This window comes from Microcella frigidaquae, assembly GCF_014200395.1.
Taxonomy (GTDB): domain Bacteria; phylum Actinomycetota; class Actinomycetes; order Actinomycetales; family Microbacteriaceae; genus Microcella; species Microcella frigidaquae.
In genome coordinates this window covers 1,481,843-1,504,234 of the sequence record NZ_JACHBS010000001.1, presented here as the reverse complement: position 1 = coordinate 1,504,234, position 22,392 = coordinate 1,481,843, and the positions used below count along the sequence as shown (strand labels likewise).

Here is a 22,392-nt window from a genome sequence, read left to right as displayed (position 1 = left end):
CCGTGCTCGATCACCGAGGCGCAGGGGGAGGCGCAGGGGGCAGCGCAGGGGAGGCGCAAGGCCGGCGCAGGGGTTGCGGCGGTACCGTTGACGCATGACGTCGCCCGATGCAGCCCCGTCGGCCGACGCCGACGCGACCCCCACCCTCACCTTCGCCGACCTCGGGCTCGGCGATGCCGTCCTCAAGGCGCTGCGCGACGTCGGCTACGAGACGCCGTCGGCGATCCAGGCCGCGACGATTCCGACCCTGCTCGCCGGCCGCGACGTCGTCGGCCTCGCCCAGACGGGCACAGGCAAGACTGCCGCGTTCGCCCTGCCGATCGTCGACCGACTGGATGCGACGCAGAAGACCCCGCAGGCCCTCGTGCTCGCACCCACGCGCGAGCTCGCCCTGCAGGTGTGCGAGGCGTTCGAGAAGTACGCCGCCCACCTGCGCGGGGTGCACGTGCTGCCGGTGTACGGCGGGCAGGCCTACGGCGTGCAGCTCTCGGCGCTGCGCCGCGGCGTGCACGTCGTCGTCGGCACGCCCGGCCGCATCATGGATCACCTCGCGAAGGGCACGCTCGACCTGAGCGCCCTCAAGTACCTCGTGCTCGACGAGGCCGACGAGATGCTCAAGATGGGCTTCGCGGAGGACGTCGAGACGATCCTCGCCGAGACCCCGGTCGACAAGCAGGTCGCCCTGTTCTCGGCGACCATGCCGCCGGCGATCCGCCGCATCGCGCAGCAGCACCTCCGCGACGCGGAGGAGATCACGGTGAAGACCACCACGACGACCTCGGCGAACACGACCCAGCGCTACCTCGTGGTGTCCTATGCACAGAAGGTCGATGCTCTGACGCGCATTCTCGAGGTCGAGAACTTCGACGGCCTCATCGTGTTCGTGCGCACCAAGAACGAGACCGAGGCGCTCGCCGAGAAGCTGCGGGCCCGCGGCTACTCGGCCGCGGCGATCAGCGGCGACGTCGCGCAGGCGCAGCGCGAGCGCACGGTCAACCAGCTGAAGGCGGGCAAGCTCGACATCCTCGTCGCGACCGACGTCGCCGCGCGTGGGCTTGACGTCGATCGCATCAGCCACGTCGTCAACTTCGACATCCCCGTCGACACCGAGTCGTACGTGCACCGCATCGGCCGCACGGGCCGGGCGGGTCGCTCAGGTGCGGCCATCAGCTTCATCACCCCGCGCGAGCGCCGACTGCTCGACGCGATCGAGAAGGCGACCCGCCAGCCCCTCACCGAGATGCGTCTGCCGAGCGTGGAGGACATCAACACCACGCGCCTCGCCCGCTTCGACGATGCGATCACGGCCGCCCTCGGGCAGGCCGAGCGCATCGCCGAGTTCCGCGACATCGTCGCCCACTACGTCGAGCACCACGACGTGGCCGAGCTCGATGTCGCCGCGGCGCTCGCGCTCGTGGCGCAGGGCGACACCCCGCTGCTGCTCTCCGAAGAGGAGGAGCGCGCCGCGCGCGCTGACGAGCGACGGGCGCGGGATGCCCGCTCCGACCGCGACGGCGGCGCGAGCCGCGGCGCATCGGGCGATGATGCTCGCGGCGAGCGTCGTCCGCGCCGCGACTCCGGCTCGTTCGCGAAGTACCGCATCGAGGTCGGCCGGCGGCACCGCGTCGAGCCGCGCCAGATCGTCGGCGCGATCGCCAATGAGGGCGGGCTCGGCCGCGACGACTTCGGCGCGATCCAGATTCTCTCGGACTTCTCGATCGTGGAGCTGCCCGCCGACCTGTCGCCTGCCGTTCTGAAGAAGCTGGCCGGCACGCGCATCAGCGGCAAGCTCATCGAGATCCAGCCCGACCGCGGCCGGCCGGGGCGCCGTCCGCGCGAGCGCGGTTAGCTCTCCGGCACGGGGTGGTACCCCCGGGGGGTTTGATAGCATCGTGGCCATGGAGACGACGAACCGACTCGACCTTCTCACCGGCGCGCCCCTCGGCGCTGTGGATTCCGCGGGCGGCTGCTGCGGCGGGGGCGGAGCGTGCATGTGCAGCTCCGGCGCCGCCACCGAGCGCATTCCCCACGACCGGGTCGTCACCGATCCGATCGGTGAGCACGTCGCGGCCGCCCCGTCGACGGATGCGGGCACTGAGTTCCTCGTCACCGGCATGACCTGCGGGCACTGCGTCGCGAGTGTCACGGAGGAGGTCGGCGCGATCGCCGGCGTGCAGAGCGTCGACGTCGTGCTGAAGAAGGGCGGCGCCTCGCGCGTCACCGTGCACGCGGACGGCCCGGTCGACACCGAGGCCGTGCGCGCCGCCGTCGAGGAGGCCGGCTACCAGCTGGCCTGAGCTGAGCTGAGCTGAGCTGAGCTGAGCTGAGCTGAGCTGAGCTGAGCACGGGCGGGGGCGCGGCTGCCTGCTGCGCCCCTTCCTTTTCGCTCTTGACATACCCAGGGGGGGTATGTGAGGATCGCAGCATGATCATCGCAAGCCCGCGGCCTGGCCGTCGAACGACGGTGGTCGCAGCCCTGAGCGCCGCCACCCTCATCCTGACCGGGTGCGTCACGATCACGTCGGGCGGCATGCATGGTTCCGGTGACCTGCCGGAGGACGTCAATGCCGCCGACGTGATGTTCGTGCAGATGATGATCCCGCACCACGAGCAGGCCATCGAGATGGCCGATCTCGTGCTCGACACCCCGGGCGTCGATCCGGCCGTCGTCACGCTCGCCACGCAGATCATGGCGGCGCAGGGGCCGGAGATCGAGCAGATGGAGCAGTGGCTCGACGACTGGGGTATGCCCGCGATGCCCGGTGGCCACGGCGGTCACGGGGGCATGGACGGCATGCTCTCGGAGGAGGAGCTGCAGCGTCTCGATGATGCGGAGGGCGAGGAGGCCACGCGCCTCTTCCTCGAGGGCATGATCGAGCACCACGAGGGGGCCATCGACATGGCCGACGACGTCATCGACGACGGCGAGAACGCCGCCGTGCGCGAACTGGCCGACACGATCATCGTGACCCAGCAGGCCGAGATCGACCTCATGCGCGACCTGCTCGCCGCGCGCTGATCGACCGAGCCCCACCATCTGAGCACCATCGACCGACCACGGAGACCGACGGCATGTCCACCACCGCTCCCGCGCCCGACCTGCAGCTCGAGCTCACGGGCATGACCTGCGCCTCGTGCGCGAACCGCATCGAGCGCAGCCTCAACAAGGTCGCGGGCATCCAGGCGACCGTCAACTACGCGACCGAGAAGGCGACCGTGCGCGCGGTCGAGGGCGGCCCGCTCGACGGCGCACCCCTCGATGTCGATGCCCTCATCGCCGCGGTCGAGAAGGCGGGGTACGGCGCGGCCCTCGTGGCTCCTCCCCGCCCGGCGCCGCTGGGCACCGACGGCGCGGTGACGGATGCGGCGCCGCAGCCCGCCGACGAGCTGGCTCCGCTGCGCCAGCGCCTGGTCACCTCGGCGGCACTCACCCTGCCCGTGCTCGTGCTGTCGATGGTGCCCGCGCTGCAGTTCACCAACTGGCAGTGGCTCGCCCTCACCCTCGCATCGCCCGTCGCCGTCTGGGGGGCATGGCCCTTCCACCGCGCGGCCCTGCGCGGCGCGCGTCACCTCACCACGACGATGGACACCCTGATCTCGGTGGGAGTCACCGCCGCGTACGTGTGGAGCCTGTACGCCCTCTTCTTCGGCGAGGCCGGCATGCCCGGAATGACCATGACGCTCCAGCTGCTCGGCCGGCCGGAGGAGGGCGCCCACGAGATCTACCTCGAGGTCGCCGCCGCCGTCACCGTGTTCATCCTGCTCGGGCGATACCTCGAAGCCCGGGCCAAACGCTCCTCGCGCGAGGCGCTCGACGCCCTTCTGACTCTCGCCGCGAAGGACGCGGCCGTGCTCCGCGACGGCGTCGAGGTGCGCGTGCCCGTCTCGGCGCTGCAGCCCAACGACCGCTTCGTCGTCCGGCCTGGCGAGACCATCGCGACCGACGGCGTCGTCGTGGAGGGCGCCTCGAGCGTCGACGCCTCGCTGCTGACCGGTGAGAGCGTGCCCGTCGACGTCGAACTCGACAGCCGGGTCGTCGGCGGCACCATCAACGTCTCCGGCCGCATCGTCGTCGAGGCATCGCGCGTCGGCGCCGACACCGAGCTCGCCCGTATGGCCCGGCTCGTCGAGGAGGCCCAGACCGGCAAGGCCGAGGTGCAGCGCCTCGCCGATCGGGTGTCGGGAGTCTTCGTGCCGATCGTCTTCGTGCTGTCGCTGCTGACGCTCGTCGGCTGGCTGCTGCTCGATGGCTCGATCGAGCTCGCGTTCACCGCGGCCGTCGCGACGCTCATCATCGCGTGCCCGTGCGCGCTCGGGCTCGCGACCCCGACCGCGCTGCTCGTCGGCACGGGGCGCGGCTCGCAGCTGGGCATCCTCATCCGCGGTCCGCAGGTGCTCGAGAGCACGCGCCGCATCGACACCATCGTGCTCGACAAGACCGGCACGGTCACGACCGGGCAGCTGGCCGTGACCGCCGTCAAGACGGTCGGACAGGTCGATGGCGCGCGGATGCTGGCTCTGGCCGCGGCCGCGGAGGACGGGTCGGAGCATCCGCTCGCCCGGGCGATCGTCGACCACGCCCGCGCGACCGGCCTCGATGCCCTTCCTGCGGCCGAGGAGTTCCGCGCCCACGCGGGCGCCGGCGTCACCGCGGTCGTCGAGGGTCACGCGCTGGCGATCGGCCGCGCCAGCTGGCTGCGCGACGAGTGGGCGATCGACGTGGCCGCGACGCCCGCCGCCGAGCTCGTCGAGCGGTTCGAAGGCGAGGGCGGCACCGCCGTGGTCGTCGCGATCGACGGGGCGGTCGCCGGGGTCGTCGTGCTCGCCGACACGCTCAAGCCCTCCTCGGCCGAAGCGATCGCGCGCTTCCGGGCGCTCGGTCTCGACCCCGTGCTGCTCACGGGCGACAACGAGGGCGCCGCAGCGTCGGTGGCTGCCCAGCTCGGCATCGACGAGGTCTACGCGGCGGTGACTCCCGCCGGCAAGCTCGAGGTGATCCGCGAGCTGCAGGCCGCGGGGCACGTGGTCGCGATGGTCGGCGACGGTGTCAACGACGCCGCCGCGCTCGCCGCGGCCGACCTCGGCATCGCGATGGGCGGCGGCACCGATGCGGCCATGGCGGCCAGCGACCTCACCGTGGTGAGCGGCGACCTGCTCGTCGTCGCCGACGCGATCCGGCTCGCGCGCCGCACGCTGCGGACGATCATCGGCAACCTGTTCTGGGCGTTCGGCTACAACGTGGCGGCGATCCCCGTCGCGATGCTCGGTCTGCTCAACCCGCTGCTCGCCGGGCTCGCGATGGCGTTCTCGAGCGTGTTCGTGGTGACGAACTCGTTGCGGCTGCGCGGCTTCCGCCCCGCACCGCGCTAGTCGCGCGCCGGGGCGCAGATCTGGCCCAAACGGGCGCAATGCACGCGTCCAGAAGCCCGTTTGGCCCAGATCTGGGCCAAACGAGCAGGGGTCAGGCGCGTCGCACTCGCGGCATCCCCAGCGACACCGGCAGGCGCAGCTCGCCGGGAGCGCCGGCCGGCACGACGGGCGACCGCGGCGGCACGGGGGCGACCGGGGTGTAGGCGGCGCCGAGCGCAGGGCGGGCATCCGCATCGCCGCGATTCGGCCAGAGCGCGAAGGCGCGCTCCGCCTGCGCGGTGATCGTCAGCGAGGGGTTGACGCCGAGGTTCGCCGAGATCGCCGCACCGTCGACCACGTGCAGCCCCTCGTGCCCGTACACGCGGTGGTAGGGGTCGACGACCCCGGTCTCGATCGAATCGCCGATTGGGCAGCCGCCGAGGAAGTGCGCGGTCATCGGGATGTCGAACACCTCGCTGATGCCCGACTGCGCGAAGCCGTTCATGTGCTCGGCCATGCTCGCGTATGCCTCGTTGGCCCGCGGGATGAACGTGGGGTTCGGCTCGCCGTGGCCCTGGCTCGAGCGCAGCCGGATGCGCCCGAAGACCGTGCGGTGTGCTCGCACGGTGAGCGAGTTGTCGCGGTTCTGCATGACGAGGCCGACGATCGTGCGGCGGCTCCAGCTGCCGAGGCCGAACACCATGGAGGCCACGCGCGCGGGGTGGCGCAGCAGCTGGCCGAGCCAGAGCAGCCACCGCGGCGTGCGGCCGCCGCCCGGCACGGCGAGCGTCGCGAGCAGCGCGAGCGCGTTCGAGCCGTGGCCGTAGCGGCAGGGCTCGACGTGGGTGTGCTCATCAGGATGGATCGACGAGGTGATGGCCACGCCGCGCGTGAAGTCGACCCCGCGCGCGTGACGCAGGGCGGTGGATGCTCCGCCCAACGACTCGGAGTTCGTGCGGGTCAGCTCGCCCAGCCGGTCGGAGAGCCCGGGAAGGTGCCCCTCCGCCTTCATGCGGTGCAGCAGCTGCTGGGTGCCCCAGGCGCCCGCGGCCACCACCACCTGGTCGGCCGTCCAGACCGTCTCGGTGCGCCGGCCCTTGCCCGTGGTGCGGGTGGTCACCGCGTACCCGCCGCTGCCGTCGGCGCTGCCGCGCGGTTCGAGGCGCGTCACGGTCGTGAGCGCGTGCACCTCGGCACCCGCGCGCTCGGCGAGGTGCAGGTAGTTCTTGACGAGCGTGTTCTTCGCGTTGTGGCGGCAGCCCGTCATGCACTCGCCGCACTCGAGGCAGCCGCGCCGCGCCGGGCCCATGCCCCCGAAGTACGGGTCGGGGCTCTCGACACCCGCGCCCTCGCCGAAGTGCACGCCGACGGGCGTCAGATGGAACGAGTCGGGCACGCCCATGTCGGCGGCGACCTTCTGCATGATCTCGTCGGCCGGCGTGATCGAGGGGTTGAGCGTGACACCGAGCATGCGCGAGGCCTGGTCGTAGTAGGCGTCGAGCTCGGCCTTCCATTCGGTGATGTGCCCCCACTGGCGGTCGCGGAAGAACGCGTCGCTCGCCGGCCGGTACAGCGTGTTGGCGTAGACGAGCGAGCCCCCGCCGACGCCCGCGCCGGCGAGGATCATGACATCGCTCAGCAGGTGGATGCGCTGGATGCCGAACAGCCCGAGAGCGGGAGCCCAGAAGAACGTGCGCAGGTTCCACGAGGTGCGGGCGAACTCGTCGTCCGCGAAGCGGCGACCCGCCTCGAGCACCGCGACCGAGTAGCCCTTCTCGACGAGGCGCAGGGCGGCCACCGAACCGCCGAAGCCCGAGCCGATGACCACGACGTCGTAGTGGCGGTCACCGGTGACCGCGGCAGTGGCCGGCATCGTCATCCCTTTCGATAGCTGTCGATGGCGGCGGCGCCGATGGGGGCGGCGATGACCCACGAGTCGATGCCCGCGAACCGCGTGAGGCGCCGCGCGGTGACGTGCGCCGTGCGGTTGTCGACGAACCACAGCGGGGTGGGCGAGGGCTTCCACACGCCCGAGCCGACCGTGCGCTCGACATGCTCGGGGTCGAGCAGCAGCGCGTTGTGCACCACGCCGATGCCGCTGCCGACCTCGGCGAGCGTGTTGCCCGGGTAGGCGCCCCAGCTGCCGCCGGGCATGCCGAACACCGTGCCCGTCCAGGCGTTGATGCCGATCGTGCCGTAGTGCAGCTCGGCGACGGCGCGATCGAAGTGCTCGCCCAGCGCCTCGCGCGTGCGGGGGTGGATGTGGATGCCCGCGCCCAGGTGCCCGACCAGGCGATCGTTGGCGAAGCGCACGGCGGCGTCGAGGAACGCCTGCGGTTCACGCGAGCCGGGCAGCCGCACGACGCCGAGCACCGGGCCGAACGCCTCGACCGTGAACAGGTGCTCGTCGGCCTTCTCGGGGTCGAGGTGGTCGACGAGGGTGCGCGGAGCCTCGGGGTCGCCGCCGAGCACGCTCGCCTCGGGGTGCACGGTGACGGTCGCGAGCTGGCGGCTGGATGCTCCCGGGTAGTAGGCCGGCCGCTCGGGCGCCTCGGCGAGCCGCCGCTTGAGCGCCTCGACGAACTCGTCGGCGCGCTGCCACGCGGCCGGGATGACGACGATCTGCGTCGCGACGCAGTTGAAGCCGCTGTTGTGCAGGCGCTCGGTGGCGATCGCGCGTGCGATCTCGTCGACGTTCTCGCTCGTCCAGCCGTCCTCCGGCACCACGATCGACGGGCCGACGCCGCCGAGCTCGCTCGTGATCGGCTTCGTCAGCAGGGGCGTGCCGGCCTTCTTGCGCTTCGCGGCCTCGGCGTCGGTGCCCCAGACGATGGCGTCATGGCTGTGCTTGCTGCCGGTGATGTGCACCGCATCCACCGCGTCATGCGCGATGAGGGCGGCGCCCAGCTCGTGGTCGCCCTCGGTGATGTGCACGACGCCCAGCTCGATGAGAGGCGCGAACGCGGCGCGCAGGGCATCGCCGATGGCGCTGTTGACGGGGTTGAGCTTGACGATCACGGCCGAGGCCTCGCCGTAGAGCGCGGTCAGCACGTCGAGGGCGGGAATGCCCGTGATGTTGCCCGCACCGAGCACGAGAGTGACGCGGGCCGGGCGGTTCGGGTCGCGCAGCGCGCGCGCGATGCCGCGGCGCGCCTGGTCGAGCGAGACGCCCGGCCGCAGCCACAGCCGCGCCTCGTAGCCAGGCAGCACGAGGTCTTTCGTGAGATACGGAAAGACCTTGAGCGTCGTTCGACCCCCCGGAGCCGTGCCGAGCTCGACCTCGTCGAGCGGCGAGCGGCCCTTCTCGAGCAGGCCGAGGGTCTTCTCGATCGCACTCGTCGCGCTGATGAGCGCGTACGGGCCGCTCGACCACTCCTCGCCCGCGGCGGGACTGTGCGGGTCGATGCGCTTCACCGCGCACGCCGCCTCGACCCAGGCGGGGGCCGCCTCGAGAGCGGCGGCGCGGATGGCGCGCAGCAGCGCGCGCCGCTCGGGCATCGTCATGCGCACCCAGTGCTCCGCCCCCGCGCGCAGGGTGCGGAGGGTGGGCTCGAGCTCGGCGATCGTGGCCATCTCAGGCGTCCTTCCGCTGCCCCTCGTCAGTGAGGCGACAGCGCTTCGACCCTACTCGCGGCGGCCGGAGGCTCCCTCCCCCTTTGTGCGGGGGCTACAGGCCGAGCAGCCCCCGCAGCGCGGCGACATCGTCGGCGACCGCCACCGCGTGCGCGTGCTCGGCGTCATCGCCGTAGCCCCAGCGCACCGCGATGGTCGGAATGCCGTGGGCGGCAGCCCCCTCGACGTCGTGCACGCGGTCGCCGACCATGACGGGGCGCGAGAGATCGGCATCCATCGCGCGCAGGCGCACCAGGGCCTCGGCGACCACGTCGGCCTTCGCGCTGCGGGTCTCGTCGGCCGACGCGCCGGTGATGATCGTGAAGTGCTGGGCGATCGTGAAGTGCTCGAGCATGAGCGTCGCCGGCAGCTCGGGCTTGGAGGTCGCGAGGCTGAGGGGGATGCCCGCCTCGGCGATATCGCGCACGAGCTCGCCCATGCCGGGGTAGAGCACGGCGTCGTAGGCGCCGCGGTCGAGGTACCGCTCGCGGTAGATCTCGAGCGCCCGCATCCGCTCGTCGAGGGTCATGCCGGCGCGGTCGCGGAACGAGTCGAGAATCGGCGGGCCGACGTAGCGCAGCAGCTCGTCGGCATCGGGCACCTGCCGCCCCAGAGCCGCGAACGTGTAGGCCAGCGTGTCGGTGATGCCGGGCGCCGAGTCGGTGATCGTGCCGTCGAGGTCGAGCAGGATCGCGGTGTAGGGGAGGGATGTCATGAGGCTCTGAGCGTATCCAGAGCCGCATTGGCGCAAGGCGAACGCGGGGCCGCCCCCGTCAGGTGCGTCTGGTCGGCGACCTTGAGACCATGGCGCACCGCACCCCTTCTCGTTCGGCTGACCCGCGGTCACCGCGACTTCTTCGAATCGGAGCCTCTCGTGTCTCTCGACCTCACGCGCGGGGCGGCCGTGACCGCCGTCTCGGCCGCATTGCTGATCTCGCTGGGCGCGCTGCCGGCATCGGCAGCTACCGTCGTCGCCACCATCTCCGTCGGAGCCCTGCCGGTCGGAGTCGCCGTCTCGCCCGACGGCTCGCTCGTGTACGTGACGAACCTGAACAGCAACTCCGTTTCGGTCATCGACGCCGACACGCAGGCGGTGACGGCGACCATCTCCGTGGGTGCACGGCCGCATGGGGTGGCCTTCACTCCGGACGGGTCGACGGCCTTCGTCACGAATCTCGACAGCAACACGGTGTCGGTGATCACCGTGGCTACCAGCACGGCCGCATCCTCCATCGCCGTCGGCCAATCGCCCCACGATGTCGCGGTGACCCCGGACGGCTCGACGGCGTATGTCACAAACCGCGCGAGCGACACCATCTCGGTGATCGATGTCGCAGCCGGCACGACAGGCACCCCGATCGCGGTCGGCGACCAGCCCTTCGGAGTCGCCGTGTCGCCGGATGGCGCGGAGGCCTTCGTGACCAATATCGGTGCCGACACCGTCTCGGTGATCGATACGGCCACGGCGTCGGTCGTGGCGACCATTCCGGTGGGTCCGGCTCCCCTCGGCGTCGCCTTCGCGCCCGATGGCGCCACGGCCTACGTCACCAACCATGGCAACAACACGGTCTCGGTCATCGACGTCGCCACCCGCACGACGACGAGCCCGATCACGGTCGGAAACAGCCCGTGGGAGGTCGCCGTGACCCCCGACGGCACCACGGCGTACGTCGTGAACCTCGGCCCGAGCACCGTCTCGGTCGTCGACCTCGCAGCCGGGGCAACCCGCGGCTCGGAGATCGCCGTGCAGTCGGGTGCACGAGCCATGGCGTTCTCGCCCGACGGCACCCTCGCCTGGGTCGCCAACCAGAACAGCGGCACCGTCTCGGTTGTCACCATCGAGACGCCCGCCGTGCTGGCCGACACCGACACCCTTCCGACTCTCGTTGTGGGCGCTCCCGTGACGTTCCGCGCCGCGGTGTCGTCCGGAACGCCTGGCGCCGATTTCGCCATCTCCGACGGCGCACTGCCGGCGGGACTGAGTCTCGACACCGAGTCCGGCGTGATCTCGGGCACTCCGACGACCGCGGGTGACTTCGAGTTCACCCTCTCCGCCACCAACGTCGTCCAGACGGTGACGGCGACCTACGTCGGCACCGTCGACGTGGCGCCCACGCCGGAACTCGCCGCGACGGGGAGCGCTCCCTGGTCGCTCGCGATGGGCGCGGGGGCAGCGGGGATCCTCCTCGGCGCGTTACTGCTCGCGCGCGGCGGGCGGGCTCATCGCAGTTCCATCGGCAGAGCCTGATCGAGGCTCGACCGCCAAGACTCGCGAGCGTATTGACGCTTTGCGAACGCCCGCGGCGATCGGACATTAGTAGAAGCTGATTCTTTTCTGATTCACTCGCGGAGTCCTCTGCCCTCGTCACCCGAAAGGACATCCCCGTGACGAACCCCTCCCGCCTGCTGCGGTCGCGGGCGACCGCGGCGCTCGCCGTCGTCGCCCTCGCGGCTACCGCGACCGGCGTGCTCGCCAGCGCCGCCTCGGCCAGCCACTTCCGCGCCAGCGGCCCCGACTTCTCGGTCTCCGGCGACACCGCCACCTGGGAGATCGTGACCGCCTGGGCCAGCAACGACCACGACACCTTCGTCGGGCTTGGCAACACGACCGATGTTCGCGCGATCTCCTCGTATGCCGACGCACCCGGCACGGGCATCTCGACCGGCGTGACGCTCGAGGTGATCAGCGAGGTCGAGTCGGATGAGCCGCTGTACGCCCAGGTCGTCGAGACGTTCCAGGGCGACCTGTCGAGCCTGCCCGACGGACTGTACGAGCTCTACGTCGAGGAATGCTGCCGCGTGGACGACATCTCGAACAGCGCGGCGGAGGACTTCTCGCAGTGGGTGCGGTTCAGCAAGAGCGGCGGCGTCTACAGCGTCGCGCCGCGCCTGACCTCGCCGATCATCTACGCGCCCCTCGCGCTCGACGGCACGACCACGATGGTCTCGTACGCAGCGCCGGGCGCCGCGTCCTGGTCGGTCGTGTCCGACTCCAACAGCCCGTTCCTCGGCTCGAACGCCCTGCCGTGCTCGACCTTCAGCGGCGGCGCCCTCGAGATCGGGGCGGAGCACTGCGGCGTCGGTGAGGTCTGGGCTGACATCTACGTCGCCGGGTCGTTCTGGGCCTTCAAGACGGAGATCGTCGATGCGGCCGGTCGCCAGAGCGTCGCCGAGACCCTCTTCCGCGTCGAGAGCATCCCCGCGCCCTACATCGACCGCCACGCCTGGGTCAACGGGGGCGCCTCCGCCCAGATCTGGGCCTTCGCCGAAGACGTCGTCGTCACCAGCTGGGCCGTGACCTGCACCAACATCGCCGATCCGACGGACATCCTCACCGGCACCGGCACCTCGATGCCTGTCACCGTGAACGGGTTCACGGCGGCCGAGACCTACGACTGCATCGCCGCGGCGACCAACGGAGCCGGCACCGGCACGACGGGGCCCGGGGACTACGGCGACATCACGGCGCCGGATCTCGCCCTCGCTCTCGACTTCGGCCCCGGCGACATCTATGCCGGCAACAGTGCGCTGCTCGAGGGCTCGGGCCTCGACCCCGAGAGCGCCTACACCCTCACCATGTACTCCGACCCGATCGAGCTGTACTCCGGCATCACCGACCCGAGCGGCTCGTTCTCGAACGAGGTCATCATTCCGGAGGAGGCGTGCATCCCCGGTGAGCACGAGCTGCGCCTCGTCGGCTTCTCGCAGGACGCCGAGGTGAGCGCCTCGCAGTACGTCGAGATCGACGAGAACTGCTACGTGGTCGCGGTCAACGGGCAGCAGCTCCAGCTCGCCGCGACCGGTGCCTCGCCGGTGGCCGTCGGTGCGGGCCTGGCCGGTCTCACCCTCGCCCTCGCGGGTGCCGCGCTCATGGCCCTGCGCGGCGCGCGGCGGGCATCCACGACGACCGCCTGATCGAACCGCCTCGAACTGCCCCGGCTGGTTGAAGCCGGGGCAGTTCGTCGATGCGGCCGCCTAGCGTGCGGCGCGCGAACGGAGTGAGCGCAGCGTCAGCGCCCCGGCCACCGACAGCGCCAGAGCGAGCGCAAGCAGCAGGGGCAGAGCGGGCGATGGACCGGTCGCCGCGAGCCCACCGCCGGTGAGGGCGGCATCGTCACTCGCGTCGCCCTCGCCCTCGTCGTCGGGCAGCGGCAGCGTCGGCAGGTCGCTGTCGACCGGCAGGGCGGCGAGCTCGTCGTCCCAGACGACGTCCGTCACGCCGACCACCGAGACACCGGCGGCGCGGACGGTGCGCGAGATGGTGCCCGCGAGAGCGTCGTCGTCGGTCACGATGTACTCGTCGACGGCCCAGCACGTCGTCCACGCGCCCGGTTCGAGGGCGATCGCATCGCACGTGACGGTGCCGAAGACGGGGTCATCGACGGTGACGTTGTCGAGCGGCGCGTTGCCGGCGTTCGTGACGGTGAACCAGGCACGGATGCGGTCGCCCGCGATCGGCGTGCCGCCTGGGTCGGTCGCGCTCAGGTTCTCGTGCGTCACGGCCACGGTGATCGCCGGCTGCAGAGCGGCCGTGCTGATCGTGGCGATCGACTCGGCCGACTCGACGGCCGCGGCCCCGAACGGCGGCGTCGCCCGCGCGACGGCGCCGTTGGCCACCGAGCCGGCGCCGAGGTCGGCCGCGTCGACCGTGCGCACCGCGGTGGCGGTGCACGTCGCCGTCTCGTCGACCGCGAGCGTGGTCGGAACGCAGGTGATCGTGCCGCCCTCGGTGTCGATGACGCCGACGTCGGTCAGCGTGACGTCGCCGGTGTTGGTGACGAGGTACGACCAGGTGATCGTGTCGCCGACGGCCGCGGCGTCCTGCCGCTCGGCCGGGCTCACCGTGCCGGTGGTCACGATCGAGAGCGCGGGCGCATCCGGTGCGACGGCGGTCTCGGTCGTGTTCGAGGTCGACGTCATGGCCGTTGCGGTGACGGTGTCGGTGAACTGCGCGGTCGCCGTGTTCTCGACCCCCGCCAGCGCGGCGACGTCGTCGACGACGACCGAGAAGCTGACCGCGGCGGATGCTCCGACCGCGAGGCTTCCGCCCGACGACTCCGTCGCCCCCGCGCCGACCGGCACCCGCAGCTCGCGCGTCGCCGGGTCGTACGTGCCGAGGTCAGAGTTCAGGGATCCGGGCACGAGCGTCACGCCGGCCGGCAGCACGTCGCTGAGCACGACACCCGTCGCTGCGGCGCCCCCGTCGTTGCGCGTCGCGATCGTGTAGGTGAGCGTCTCGCCGAGGCGCACGGGGTCGCTCGCGGCGGAGGTGTCGACGCTCTTGGTCGTGACGAGGCAGGCGCTCGAGGTCACCGAGACGTCGTCGATGAAGTTGCCGAAGGTGGCGTTGCCGTTGGCGCTGCTGATCGACACGAACGCGAGCCGCGTCGTCGTCTGCCCGGCCGGAACGGTGTACAGGCCGGAGTAGGTGGTCCAGGTGAGACCGGTCGACGCCGTCGTCTGCAGTGCGAGGGTCGTGTCGGGCGCGCCCAGGCGCACCTCCATGACGTCGACGCCGGTGCGGCCGCGGTGCTGCACCTGCCAGCGGATCGTCTCGCCCGGGGTCGTGGCGATGTCCTGGAACATCGTCGCCCGCTGGTTCGCATTGATCTCCGCGAACTGCGAGCCCTGCGGCACCGGCACGCCCTGGAACGGTGAGCGCCAGATCTCGATGCGGTTGTCGGTCGCGCTGGTCTCCCAGCCGGGAACGGCCGACTCGAGCACCGACGACCAGCTGTTGGCGGCGATGCTCGGGGTCTCGAACGACCCGTTCTCGAGCGCGACGGGCGCGCAGGCGGTGGGGCTCTGCAGTGCCGCGGCCGGCGAGAGGGGAGAGGTGGGCACGACGACGCCCGCCAGGCCGAGCGTGACGGCCCAGGCGGCCGCCGCGGCACGACGGCGCGCGCGAGAATTCGGGTAGTGCTGCACGGGTTCGGGCTCCCTGCGAGTGGGTGAAAGTGAAGAGTATCCAGCCTTGTGCCGGGGCGGGAGGGGTTCTGGCTGGGAAAGGCTCCGCATCCCACTCCCAAAAGGCGGGGTGCGCGCGAGCAACTAGAAGAGGCGCGGAACCCCGTCGTCCATGCCGCGCATGGCGTCGTAGTCGAGCAGCAGGCAGCGGATGCCGCGGTCTTCGGCGAGCGTGCGCGCCTGCGGCGTGATCTCCTGCGCGGCGAACACGCCGGCCACCGGCGCGAGCAGCGGGTCGCGGTTCATGAGCTCGAGGTAGCGCGTCAGCTGCTCGACACCGTCGATGCCGCCCCGGCGCTTGATCTCGACGGCAACGGACGCTCCGCTCGCGTCGCGCGCCAAAATGTCGACCGGGCCGATCGCCGTCATGTACTCGCGGCGCACGAGCGTGAAGCCCGGCCCAAGCAGCTCGATGTGCTCGGCCAGCAGCTTCTGCAGGTGGGCCTCGACACCGTCTTTCTGCAGACCCGGGTCGACGCCAAGCTCGTGCGCCGAGTCGTGCAGCACCTCGTGGATGCTCACCACGAGCAGGTCGGCCGTCTTCGCGTGCGTGACGCGCCACAGCTCGACCACGCCGGCCTCGCGCTGGTCGTCGTCGGGCTCATCGACGACGAGCGTGCACGGCGGGCTCATCCAGTTGAGTGGCTTGTAGCTGAGGGAATCGGCGTGCACGAGCAGGCTGCCGTCGCTCTTGTGGATCAGCAGGCGCGTCGCGAGCGGCAGGTGCGCGCTGAGCCGACCGGCGTAGTCGACCGAGCAGCGGGCAATGACGAGACGCACCCGTTATGCCCGGAGGTCGCGGCGCAGGTGCTCTGGTGATGCCTGTGATTGTTCGTGCCCGTCGACGGTCAGACCGAAGAGTGTCGACACGGCTGCCATCACCTGGTCAGAGCGGCCGGCCGCCGCGTGATGGCGGGCCAACGTCGAGGGGGTGTGCAAGAGAACGCCCGAGAGGTGCCGCAGAGCTTCCGCGATGCGACCGTCGTGATCGCGGGACTGCGTGCGTTCGATCTCCCGTTCGACGACGGCGAGAACGTGTTCGCGTAACGCGACAATCGCGGGTTCGACCGAGGCCGAGGTGGTGTAGGCGTGGGCGGCCGAGTCGACGACGGCGCGCGCATCCTCTTCGGCCGACCAGTGCAGCAGCGGAGCGTGGAGGCGAATCGTCTCGAGGTCGAGTAGCGAAACGCCGTCGACGTCCCCCACCGCGGGGTCAACATTGCGCGGCAGGCCGAGGTCGACGACGAGAGCGTGCGTACCCTCGGGAACATCATCGGCGTTCACCGACAGCCGCGTGGTGCAGGTGATGACGACATCGTTCGTGGCGAGAGCGTCGCGCAGGTCGTTGGTCGGGGTGAGTCCGTAGCGCGTGGCGAACATTTGCGCTCGCCCCGTCGGCGAGTACACCGTGATCTGCCGAGCGCCCCGCTCGACCAGCGAGGCAACCGTCGTCGCCGCGTAGCGACCCGTGCCGACGAGCAGCACGCGCGTGCTCCCCCAATCGGCGATGCGACTTTCAACCATGTCCAGTGCCAGTCGGGCCAACGAGCGATCAGTCTTACTGGCGTCGCCGTGGGCGCGGGCTCGCCGTGCCGTACGAACGGCCTCTTGGAGGACGTGATCGAGACGCCCCGAACTGGCGCCGATCTCGCGCGCCGTGGCGGCCGCACGGCGAACCTGACCAGCAATCTCTTCTTCGCCGACGGCGACAGAGTCAAGCCCCGCGCACACCGAGAAAAGGTGGTGAACGGCCGCGGCGTCGTCAATCAACTCGACACCTGCAGCTGCGGTCAGCACCTCAGGCCCGGCCAGTTGTTCCAGCGTTTGACGGAAGCTTTGCTGCGCGATCGCGTGAGCTTTGATGGGCGGGGCATCGACGTCGAGGTACACCTCGAGGCGATTGCAGGTTGCCAGAGCGACGGCACCCTGCACGGCGTCATGCGAGCCCCGCGCCATGCGGGCGAACTCTTCACCGTCGACAGCAAGCCGTTCGAGCGCATCAAACGGCGTGTTGCGGTGGTTCGCGGTGATGCAGAGGAGCACGGGAGAACAGTCTACGCGCAGGCGCACCACCGAATCTGACCGGTGGCGGAGTGGCAGGGCGGGGTACGCCCCTCCGGGAGGTCTCGCAGTCTGCGGAGCCTATCCTTGATGAGTGACCCTGACTGAACAGCACCCGATCATGGACGGCCGAACGACCTCGGCCCCCCTCGTGCGTGCGCTTCGGGGCGAACGCGGCCCCCGCCTGCCCGTTTGGTTCATGCGGCAGGCCGGTCGGTCGTTGCCGGAGTACCGCGCGCTGCGCGCGGGCGGCGACATGTTGCAGGCGTGCCTGACTCCCGAACTGGCGAGCGAGATCACCCTGCAGCCGGTGCGCCGCCACGGTGTCGACGCCGGAATCTTCTTCAGCGACATCGTCGTTCCCGTGCTTCTCGCCGGCCTTCCGATCCGGATTGAGCCGGGGCGGGGGCCCGTGCTCGACGATCCGATTCGCTCCGCATCTGACCTGGCACGCCTGCGGCCCCTCGACGCTGAAGCCCTCGAACCCATTCGGGCGGCGGTTGCGCTCACCGTCGCCGAACTCGGGTCAACCCCGCTGATCGGCTTCGGTGGCGCTCCCTTCACGATCGCCGCGTACCTCATCGAGGGCGGGCCTTCGAAAGATCAGGCGCGCGCTCGAGCCATGATGCACGCCGACCCACAATCGTGGGCGACGCTGCTCGACTGGTGTGCTGACATCACCGGGCAGTTCATGCGCGCGCAGGTTGAGGCCGGGGCGTCGGCGGCGCAACTGTTCGACTCGTGGGTCGGAACCGTGTCGGCCCTCGACTACGAGCGTTCGGTCGCCCCGCACACCCGACGCGCACTGGCCCACCTCGACGGGCTTGATGTGCCGCGCATCCATTTCGGATTGGGAACTGACCGCATTCTGACGCAGATCGCCGCCTTCGACGTTGATGCCATCGGTATCGACTGGAGGATTCCGCTCGACGAGGCAAGCAGGGTGATCGGCGACACGAAACCACTGCAGGGCAACATCGATTCGGCGCTGCTATCGGCACCGTGGCCGGTGCTGCGTGAGCATGTCGATGATGTGTTGCGCCGCGGTCAGCGCGCCCCCGCCCACGTCGTCAACCTTGGCCACGGTGTTCCGCCCGAGACCGATCCCGACGTCTTGACCCGACTGGTGGCCTACATTCACGAGCATGACGCGGCGAGCCGAGAGTAATGACCGACACGATCGTCGTCGGCGCGGGGATCGCCGGACTTGTCGCCGCTCGCGAACTGGTGCTGCTGGGTCACACCGTTCGGGTGCTCGAGGCCTCTGATCGCGCCGGAGGGCAGATTGCCGCCGCAACGGTCGACGGCGTGCGGATCGACCTCGGAGCCGAAGCGTTTGCCACGCGGGGCGGACTCGTGCGCGACTACCTCGAGCGGCTTGGCCTCGCCGACCGCATCGAATCGCCCTTGGATGCTCCCGCCTGGTTGTGCACCCCCGAAAACGATCTCGTGCCCTTGCCGGCGGTGAGCCTGCTCGGGATTCCCTCGGCACCGCTCGCCGCCGACGTCGTTCGCGTGGTCGGGCGCCGCGGCGCATGGCGAGCTCAACTTGACGCGTTGTTGCCCGGCCCGATCGGCTCCCGGATGACCACCGTGGGCGGCGTGGTTCGTCGGCGCATGGGCGCCGCGGTTCTCGAGCGACTCGTCGCCCCCGTCGTCGAAGGAATCCACTCGGTACACCCCGACCAGTTGCCGCTCACCTCGGTGCCGGGGCTGCGGCATCACCTGTTGCGGGAAAACTCGCTGGCCCGAGCTGTCATGCGGATGCGCATTGACGCACCCGCCGGATCGTTGGTGGCCCGCATCGACGGCGGCATGACCACTCTCGTTGATGCCCTGCTCGCCGAACTCGACCGCTTTGGGGTTGCGATCGACTATGGCGTGCGGGTCATTGCCGCCCACCCCGACCACGTTGTGGTGGCCGGCGACGGGGGAGACGAGCATGTGATCAGCGGTCGGGTGCTGGTTGCCGCTCCGGGAATCGTCGCGAACGAGCATGGCGAAACGGGTGGTACGACCCAGACCCACCTCGTGACGCTGGTGCTCGCCGCCGACGGCCCCTACCGTGACGCACTGGTCACGGCCCCCCGCGGCACGGGTGTGCTCGTCGCACGCGGCAGCACGGTTCAGGCTCGAGCGCTCACCCACGCGACCGCGAAGTGGCCGGGGCTGCGTGAGCGCGCCGCGGGGCGAGAGATCGTGCGGCTCAGCTACGAGCAACCGGTCGACGTCGAGCAGGCCCGCCGCGATGCCTCCGTACTGCTGGGCGTGAGCATCCCGGCCGACAGCATTGAGCATGTCGAGACGGTCAGCTGGAATCGCGCTCAGCGCATCACCGTCGACAACGAGCTTCCCCTCATTGGCGAGCAAGTGGCCGGCACCGGCCTCGCGGCCGTGATCGCGCACGCCGTTGACACCGCCCACGAATTCGGTGCACCCACCGACAACGCCCCACCGAGCAACGAACAGAAAGAGAGCGCAGCATGACCGAGACGCTCGCGTACACCCTGTACGCCGTATTCAAGAGGGACGCCCTGCGCCCCAGCACGGGAGCCGGAGTCGCGGAAGCGGTGGAGGCGGTGACCGCGACGGGGGTCACCGTTCGCGGCATCTACGACGTGGGCGGCTTGCGGGCCGACGCCGACATCATGATCTGGATGCACGGCGAAACCCCCGACGGCCTGCAGGCAGCCTTACGCACGCTTCGCCGGGCACCCCTGCTGCAGAACCTGCTTCCGACCTGGAACGCGATGGGTGTGCACGTGCAGGCCGAGTTCAGCCGGAGCCACGCTCCTGCCTTCATGCTGGGCAAAGAGCCGAAAACGTGGCTGTGCGTGTACCCGTTCGTGCGCTCGTACGAGTGGTACCTGCTGCCCGAAGCCGAGCGACGGGAAATGCTCGCCGAGCACGGCCGCAAGGGCAGCGCCTTCACCGAGGTGCTCGCGAACACCGTGGCGAGTTTCGCGCTCGGCGACTACGAGTGGCTGCTCGGGCTCGAAAGTGACAACGCGCTCGACCTCGTCGACATGATGCGCGACCTGCGCTACACCGAAGCGCGTCGCCACGTCCGCGAAGAGGTTCCCTTCTTTACCGGCCGGCGCCTGAACCCGGCCTCGATCGATGACGAAATTCTGGAGGTGCTCGCGTGACCATCACGAACAACGGGCTCGGCCCCGACGGCAAGGCCGTCGTTGTTGACCTGACCGACGGCCGATACGAGGGCGAGCAGTTCGCTCGTGCGGCCACTGACACGGCGCAGGTCTACGCGGTGCCCGGACGTGTCGAGCAGCCCGTCGCTTACGACGCGGTGATCCTCGCCGGCTTTGGCGGCCCCGAAGGTCAAGACGACGTGATCCCCTTCTTGCGCAACGTCACCCGCGGCCGCGGCATCCCTGACGAGCGTCTCGAAGAGGTCGCCCACCACTACCGGCACTTCGGGGGAGTGAGCCCAATCAACCAGCAGAACCGCGACTTGCAGGCTGCCCTGCAAGCTGAGGTTGACCGCCGTGGACTCGGCCTGCCGGTCTACTGGGGCAACCGCAACTGGAGCCCGTACCTCCCCGAAGCGCTGCAGCAGGCCTTCGATGACGGTCACCGCACAATCTTGGGTCTCGCCACCAGCGCGTACTCCAGCTTCTCGAGCTGCCGGCAGTACCGCGAAGATTTCGCTCGCGCCCTCGACGAGACCGGCCTGTGGGGTCAGGTGCGCATCGACAAGGTGGCCCAATTCTTTGACGCGCCCGGCTTCGTCGCGCCCTTCGTCACCGGCGTCGTGGATGCTCTGCGCACGTTCCTGAACGACGGCGTTGACCTCACCACAACGCGCGTACTGTTTGCCACCCACAGCATTCCGACGGCCGACGCCGAACGGAGCGGCCCGCGCGACGTCGACTGGGGCGAGGGGGGAGCGTACGCCGCTCAGCATCTCGCCGTGAGCGAGGTGATCATGCGCAAGGCGCTCGCCGAACTGCGCGACGAGTACCCCGCGCTGCCCGACGTTGACTGGCAACTCGTCTACCAGAGCCGCTCGGGCCCCCCCAGCCAGCCGTGGCTCGAGCCCGACATCAACGATGCGATCGCCGACCACGCCGCCTCGGGTGCCACAGCGATTGTGATCGTGCCGGTCGGCTTCGTCAGTGACCACATGGAGGTCATGTGGGACCTCGACACCGAGGCGCTCGAGACCTGCGAGGAGCATGGTCTGCGTGCCGTGCGTGTGCCGACTCCCGGTGTCGACCCGGTCTACGTCAGCGGGCTCGTCGACCTCATCGAGGAGCGACTGAAGGGCACCCCCAGTAACGAGCGGGTGCGTGAGACCACTCTCGGACCCTGGTACGACGTGTGCCGTCCGGGCTGCTGCGAAAACGTGCGCGCCGGCTTCAAACCGGCGATCTCAGGTTTGCAGCCGTGAGCGCTGCCGAGACCGCCCCGATCCGGCTCGGCACGCGCGGGAGTGCGCTCGCCCTCGCGCAATCGCAGCGGGTGGCCGACTCGATCGCGGCCCGAACCGGTAGCCCCGTCGAGCTGGTTCCGATCACCACCCACGGAGACACCTCGACGGCGTCGCTGGCCAGCATGGGCGGTGTTGGTGTCTTCGTCGCCGCGGTGCGTGAAGCCTTGCTTGCGGGCGATTGCGACGTGGTCGTGCACTCGTTGAAAGATCTGCCGACGACCCCGCATGACGGGCTCGTCGTCGCGGCCATGCCGAAACGGGCTGACGCTCGCGACGCGCTGGTCAGCCGCGACGGTGTCCTCCTCGACGCGCTACCCGACGGTGCGCGGGTCGGTACGGGCTCGCCTCGCCGCCGCGCCCAACTGCGGCGTCGTCGACCTGACCTGCAGATTGTCGACCTGCGCGGCAACGTCGACACCCGCATCGCTCGCGTGCTCGGCGACCGCGACGGCGTCGAGGCTGACCTTGACGCGGTCGTACTCGCCGCAGCCGGTCTCGAACGCATTGGGCGTGACGGCGTCATCACCGAACATTTCGGCATCGACGGTTGGCCCACGGCCCCCGGCCAGGGGGCGCTCGCCGTCGAAACGCGGCTTGGCCTGCGCGGTCCGCTTCAGGCGGCCCTGCAGGCCATCGATCACCGCTCGACGCGGCTCGCCGTCGACGCTGAACGCGCGGTGCTTCGTCTGCTCGAAGCCGGCTGTTCGGCCCCGCTTGGCGCCCACGCTTTCATCGACGGCGGCATGCTGTTTCTCGCGGCGCGGGTGTACTCGCCCGAAACCGGCGAGCAGGTGTCGAGCGCGCACGCTCTCTACCTTGACGACACCACCACCCCGGCACTCGATGCCGCCCACCGCGTGGTCGACGAACTGCTGCAGCTGGGAGCCGCCGACCTCGCCCCGCTCGGAGGAACCCCGTGACCGCGGCCGCACACGACGCCTTCCGGCACG

General features: G+C 70.5%; 17 protein-coding genes. 11 read left to right on the top strand and 6 right to left on the bottom strand.

The features are described from left to right. The first annotated feature begins 94 nt into the window (after nt 1-94). From BJ959_RS07385 to BJ959_RS07370, 4 genes are all read left to right on the top strand, one after another. Complete coding sequence (locus BJ959_RS07385; protein ID WP_153981329.1) at nt 95-1,849, top strand: DEAD/DEAH box helicase; 1,755 nt, start codon at nt 95-97, stop codon at nt 1,847-1,849. Between the two features lie 49 nt (nt 1,850-1,898). After that, nucleotides 1,899-2,297, top strand: coding sequence for a heavy-metal-associated domain-containing protein (locus tag BJ959_RS07380; RefSeq protein ID WP_243738867.1), 399 nt, complete (start codon nt 1,899-1,901; stop codon nt 2,295-2,297). 128 nt (nt 2,298-2,425) lie between these two features. Beyond that, on the top strand, nt 2,426-3,019 hold the full coding sequence (locus tag BJ959_RS07375) for a DUF305 domain-containing protein (protein WP_153981330.1): 594 nt from the start codon (nt 2,426-2,428) through the stop codon (nt 3,017-3,019). Between the two features lie 53 nt (nt 3,020-3,072). Beyond that, entirely contained in the window at nt 3,073-5,370 is a 2,298-nt protein-coding gene (locus BJ959_RS07370) for a heavy metal translocating P-type ATPase (protein ID WP_153981331.1), read from the top strand. 91 nt (nt 5,371-5,461) lie between these two features. On the opposite strand, the gene BJ959_RS07365 is transcribed toward BJ959_RS07370, so the two are convergent. The 3 genes from BJ959_RS07365 to BJ959_RS07355 form a co-directional block, all read right to left on the bottom strand. Then, nucleotides 5,462-7,222, bottom strand: coding sequence for an FAD-dependent oxidoreductase (locus tag BJ959_RS07365; protein WP_183321926.1), 1,761 nt, complete (start codon nt 7,220-7,222; stop codon nt 5,462-5,464). A gap of 2 nt (nt 7,223-7,224) precedes the next feature. Continuing rightward, entirely contained in the window at nt 7,225-8,922 is a 1,698-nt protein-coding gene (locus tag BJ959_RS07360; RefSeq protein ID WP_153981333.1) for an aldehyde dehydrogenase family protein, read from the bottom strand. Nucleotides 8,923-9,016: 94 nt separating this feature from the next. Continuing rightward, entirely contained in the window at nt 9,017-9,676 is a 660-nt protein-coding gene (locus BJ959_RS07355) for an HAD hydrolase-like protein (protein WP_153981334.1), read from the bottom strand. 159 nt (nt 9,677-9,835) lie between these two features. On the opposite strand from BJ959_RS07355, the gene BJ959_RS07350 reads away from it, so the two are divergent. Together BJ959_RS07350 and BJ959_RS07345 are read left to right on the top strand one after the other, a co-directional pair. After that, the gene (locus BJ959_RS07350; RefSeq protein ID WP_153981335.1) at nt 9,836-11,209 is read left to right on the top strand and encodes a beta-propeller fold lactonase family protein; all 1,374 of its coding nucleotides are present in this window, start codon (nt 9,836-9,838) and stop codon (nt 11,207-11,209) included. 137 nt (nt 11,210-11,346) lie between these two features. After that, nucleotides 11,347-12,876 (top strand): hypothetical protein, encoded by a 1,530-nt coding sequence (locus BJ959_RS07345; protein ID WP_153981336.1) that lies wholly within the window; start codon nt 11,347-11,349, stop codon nt 12,874-12,876. 60 nt (nt 12,877-12,936) lie between these two features. On the opposite strand, the gene BJ959_RS07340 is transcribed toward BJ959_RS07345, so the two are convergent. The 3 genes from BJ959_RS07340 to BJ959_RS07330 form a co-directional block, all read right to left on the bottom strand. Beyond that, nucleotides 12,937-14,889 (bottom strand): DUF7507 domain-containing protein, encoded by a 1,953-nt coding sequence (locus tag BJ959_RS07340; RefSeq protein WP_165878986.1) that lies wholly within the window; start codon nt 14,887-14,889, stop codon nt 12,937-12,939. Nucleotides 14,890-15,012: 123 nt separating this feature from the next. Next, the gene (gene nucS, locus BJ959_RS07335) at nt 15,013-15,708 is read right to left on the bottom strand and encodes an endonuclease NucS (RefSeq protein WP_153981338.1); all 696 of its coding nucleotides are present in this window, start codon (nt 15,706-15,708) and stop codon (nt 15,013-15,015) included. A 3-nt stretch (nt 15,709-15,711) separates the two neighbouring features. Further along, a complete protein-coding gene (locus BJ959_RS07330; protein ID WP_153981339.1) occupies nt 15,712-16,971 on the bottom strand; it encodes a glutamyl-tRNA reductase in 1,260 nt (419 codons plus the stop codon). Nucleotides 16,972-17,083: 112 nt separating this feature from the next. Between BJ959_RS07330 and hemE the strand changes: the two genes are divergently transcribed. The 5 genes from hemE to hemC all read left to right on the top strand — a co-directional run bounded on the left by hemE (nt 17,084) and on the right by hemC (nt 22,362). Beyond that, nucleotides 17,084-18,157, top strand: coding sequence for a uroporphyrinogen decarboxylase (gene hemE / locus BJ959_RS07325; RefSeq protein WP_153981340.1), 1,074 nt, complete (start codon nt 17,084-17,086; stop codon nt 18,155-18,157). After that, entirely contained in the window at nt 18,157-19,476 is a 1,320-nt protein-coding gene (locus BJ959_RS07320; protein ID WP_153981341.1) for a protoporphyrinogen/coproporphyrinogen oxidase, read from the top strand. Before hemE ends, BJ959_RS07320 begins: the two co-directional genes overlap by 1 nt. Beyond that, the gene (gene hemQ, locus BJ959_RS07315; protein ID WP_153981342.1) at nt 19,473-20,138 is read left to right on the top strand and encodes a hydrogen peroxide-dependent heme synthase; all 666 of its coding nucleotides are present in this window, start codon (nt 19,473-19,475) and stop codon (nt 20,136-20,138) included. Before BJ959_RS07320 ends, hemQ begins: the two co-directional genes overlap by 4 nt. Nucleotides 20,139-20,257: 119 nt before the next feature. Further along, nucleotides 20,258-21,400: a ferrochelatase gene (locus BJ959_RS07310; protein ID WP_341799901.1), complete on the top strand. Its 1,143-nt coding sequence runs from the start codon at nt 20,258-20,260 to the stop codon at nt 21,398-21,400. Next, complete coding sequence (gene hemC / locus BJ959_RS07305) at nt 21,397-22,362, top strand: hydroxymethylbilane synthase (protein ID WP_153981427.1); 966 nt, start codon at nt 21,397-21,399, stop codon at nt 22,360-22,362. The genes BJ959_RS07310 and hemC overlap by 4 nt, the downstream gene beginning before the upstream one ends. Nucleotides 22,363-22,392: the final 30 nt, after the last annotated feature.

Bases quoted from the DNA above. Each gene is read 5' to 3' on its own strand.
- BJ959_RS07385 (WP_153981329.1), top strand. From the start codon at position 95: ATGACGTCGCCCGATGCAGCCCCGTCGGCCGACGCCGACGCGACCCCC.
- BJ959_RS07380 (WP_243738867.1), top strand. From the start codon at position 1,899: ATGGAGACGACGAACCGACTCGACCTTCTCACCGGCGCGCCCCTCGGC.
- BJ959_RS07375 (WP_153981330.1), top strand. From the start codon at position 2,426: ATGATCATCGCAAGCCCGCGGCCTGGCCGTCGAACGACGGTGGTCGCA.
- BJ959_RS07370 (WP_153981331.1), top strand. From the start codon at position 3,073: ATGTCCACCACCGCTCCCGCGCCCGACCTGCAGCTCGAGCTCACGGGC.
- BJ959_RS07365 (WP_183321926.1), bottom strand. From the start codon at position 7,222: ATGCCGGCCACTGCCGCGGTCACCGGTGACCGCCACTACGACGTCGTG.
- BJ959_RS07360 (WP_153981333.1), bottom strand. From the start codon at position 8,922: ATGGCCACGATCGCCGAGCTCGAGCCCACCCTCCGCACCCTGCGCGCG.
- BJ959_RS07355 (WP_153981334.1), bottom strand. From the start codon at position 9,676: ATGACATCCCTCCCCTACACCGCGATCCTGCTCGACCTCGACGGCACG.
- BJ959_RS07320 (WP_153981341.1), top strand. From the start codon at position 18,157: ATGACCGACACGATCGTCGTCGGCGCGGGGATCGCCGGACTTGTCGCC.
- hemQ (WP_153981342.1), top strand. From the start codon at position 19,473: ATGACCGAGACGCTCGCGTACACCCTGTACGCCGTATTCAAGAGGGAC.